Genomic DNA, 3373 nt, shown 5'->3' with positions numbered 1-3373 from the left:
CCTAAAGTTCAAGGTTTGGTTAGCGTCCGTAGTTATGAACTATTAGACCAAGAGAAATACTATCAATTCTTTCTTAATGTACTCGATGTTTACGGATATACCGTAGTGGAAATGCCTAATAATATCTTGAAGGTAATACCATCAAAACGAGCTAAAGGTTCAGTTGTTCCTACACTAAGAGAATCGGGGGAAACTTATGGGGATGAACTTATCAATAGAATATTCCCACTTAAACATATCTCTGCCAAGAGTCTTGCCCCACTATTGCGCCAGTTAAATGATAATTCTGAATCTGGTAATATTATTCACTATGAGCCATCAAATACTATATTAATTACGGGACGCGCTGCTGTAGTAAACCGCTTGTACTCGATAATCAATACATTCGACCAAGCCGGAGATATAGATGTTGAATACTATAAATTGAACCATGCTAATGCTGTTGATGTGACTAAACTAGTCAATGAAATCATAAATCAAACAACTTCCAACAAACAAGAGCCATTCAATTTAGGAAGAATAATTGCTGATGATAGGACTAACTCTGTATTGGTGAGTGGTGATAGCCATATCAGAAAAAAAGCTATTAAAATGATAAAGGAGCTTGACCATCAACAGAATAGTTATGGAAACACAAAAGTTATATATATGAAATATGCTCAAGCATCGAAGCTTTTGGAGGTGCTAACTGGCATTGGCCAAGGTTTTCTCAGTAACAAAAAAACAAACTCGACAGGCAAGAAACAGAGTGGAAATATTGCCATCAAGGCATATGATCAAACAAATGCTTTGGTCATTACAGCTGAACCGAAAATGATGAGAGAGTTAGACTTGGTTATCGAAAAGTTAGATATCAGACGAGCTCAAGTCCTGGTCGAGGCCATCATAGTTGAGACCCAAAATGGAGAGGGATTAAACCTTGGCATACAATGGGAAAATAAATTTTCTGGTGGAGTCAACTTTATCCAAAACTCAGGAAGGACAAGAAATAATAGTGATGGTCTACTGCCCATGGCAATTACAGGATTAACTGCAGGCTTTTATAAAGGTAACTGGAGTGGTTTATTTACTACCCTGGCAACTAATTCAAATAATAATATTCTGGCAACACCGAGTATTGTCACGTTGGATAATATGGAGGCTGAGTTTAATGTGGGTCAAGAGGTTCCTGTACTGACATCGACACAAACAACATCTACAGATAGGGTCTATAACTCAATCTCAAGGCAAAATGTTGGTGTCATGTTGAAAGTGAAACCACAGATAAACAAAGGTGATTCGGTTCTTCTTGAAATCCGACAGGAGGTATCAAGTATTGCTGACGGTTCTGACGTCACTACTAATAATTTAGGCTCTATTTTTAACAAGAGAGTCGTTAATAATGCAGTTTTGGTAAAAAGTGGTGAGACGGTTGTTGTGGGTGGGCTATTAGATAAAAAGATAAATAAAACAGTAAATAAAGTCCCTATCTTGGGGGATATTCCTTTTATTGGTGGTTTTTTTAGGCAGAAAAAAGAGAAAATTGAAAAAAGTAACCTTATCTTATTCATTAAGCCAACAATACTCAGGGAAACAAATGACTATAACTTGGTGACCGCAGAAAAATACACTGAATATAATCATGGGAATACAAATAAGCCATTTATAAATAGTGCTCTAAAGTATTATAAGGAGGGAGGGGAAGAAAAAAGAAATCATGATGATTTCAATAAACTTAAAAAGGATATAAGGGAGTTTTACCGTGACGTAGGGATTGAGTTATGAACCAAGATGAGAAGAAGTTAGTACCATTAACATTGAATTGGTCTAAAGATAATGGTGTTATCTTACTCCCAGTAGAAAATGGATATCAAATTATATGCCGCCATTCAGCTTCGCTTGAGGCAATACTTGAAGGGAATAGAGTCGCCTGTCAACCTATGGGCCTTGATTTTGTTACTGATGATGAGTTTAATAATACTCTGACGGCCACGTATCAAAATAGTTCAATGCAGTCACATAAAATAATGAATGCAATAAGTGATGAGATCGCGATTTATTCATTTGCTAGTGAACTATCTGACAGTGAAGACCTATTGGACTCAGATAGTGAGGCTCCAGTAATAAGACTAATCAATGCCATTTTAACAGAAGCAATTAAAAACTTAGCGTCAGATATCCATATAGAATCTTTCGAAAAAAAACTGGCTATCAGATTTCGTATTGATGGGGTATTAAAAAATATATTAGAACTGAAACACAGTGTAGCACTATTATTAGTTTCTCGGATTAAAGTTATGGCGAAATTAGATATTGCAGAGAAACGTATTCCCCAAGATGGACGTATTGCACTGAATTTGGCCGGGCGCGTTTTAGATGTTCGCGTGTCTGTTCTACCGTCAAATCATGGTGAGCGCGTAGTTATGCGGTTACTGGACAAAAGCAGTATTAAGTTGGACTTACAATCTTTAGATATGTCAGCAAAAAACTATGGCTTGATGCAAAAACTGGTGCTCAAGCCTCATGGTATTATATTGATTGTTGGCCCTACGGGTGCAGGCAAAAGTACCACACTCTATGCAGCTCTAATGGGAATAGACTCAGGTGAAAGGAACATTATGACTGTCGAGGATCCTATCGAGTTTGATATTGATGGTATCTCTCAGACACAGGTTCATTCAAAAATTGGCATGACTTTCTCTCGAAGCCTAAGAGCAATACTGCGACAGGACCCTGATGTCATCCTTATTGGCGAAATACGAGATGTGGAAACTGCACAAATAGCGGTACAAGCCTCTTTAACCGGCCATTTGGTTTTATCAACGCTACATGCTAATAGCGCCGTTGGTGCTGTAACCAGGCTGAAAGATATGGGGATCGAACCCTTTATGCTATCAAGCTCATTATTGGCAGTATTATCTCAACGTTTGGTGCGCCGACTATGTATCGAGTGTCGGCAAGAGTATACATTTATGCCGGAGCAATTAAACAGCTTGGGCATAAATTATAGCATGACCATAGCGGGAAATACGTATCGTGCGATAGGTTGCGACAAATGTAATGCGGCCGGCTATCGCGGGCGAATAGCTTTGCATGAGCTCTTGGTTGTTGATAATCGCTTACGGGAAGGTATTTATAAAGGCTATAGTGAGCATGATCTTGTTCAGTTGGCGCAGCAAACTATATGCAGCATTGAACAAGATGGGGTGGATAAAGTTATGGCTGGCTTAACAACAATTGAAGAAGTGGTCAGGATAAGCTTAGAGGACAAGCATGCCTGTATTTAAATATGTCGCTATCAATAATGACGGAGTGAAAATAAAAGGTAATATTGATGCCGAAAGTATGTTGGCTGCCAGGAATATTATCTATCAAAGAAGATGGTGTTTATTAA

2 protein-coding genes are annotated in these 3373 nt (G+C 38.2%); both read left to right on the top strand.

Annotated features, from left to right (window positions below; translation table 11 throughout):
- A partial coding sequence (gspD, locus tag V2A85_RS22755; protein WP_420072443.1) for a type II secretion system secretin GspD occupies positions 1–1764 on the top strand: 1764 nt, incomplete at its 5' end.
- Positions 1761–3266 (top strand): type II secretion system ATPase GspE, encoded by a 1506-nt coding sequence (gene gspE / locus V2A85_RS22750; RefSeq protein ID WP_420072442.1) that lies wholly within the window; start codon positions 1761–1763, stop codon positions 3264–3266. The genes gspD and gspE, both read left to right, overlap by 4 nt.
- Positions 3267–3373 lie beyond the last annotated feature (107 nt).

Origin of the sequence: Yersinia sp. 1252 StPb PI, from assembly GCF_048593885.1 — a bacterium.
In the GTDB taxonomy this organism is placed as follows: domain Bacteria; phylum Pseudomonadota; class Gammaproteobacteria; order Enterobacterales; family Enterobacteriaceae; genus Yersinia; species Yersinia enterocolitica_E.
Note: the sequence above shows the minus strand (reverse complement) of the source record. Positions and strands in the feature narration are given on the sequence as shown.

Excerpts from the sequence above, each read along its gene's own strand:
- gspE (WP_420072442.1), top strand. The coding sequence starts at position 1,761 with ATGAACCAAGATGAGAAGAAGTTAGTACCATTAACATTGAATTGGTCT.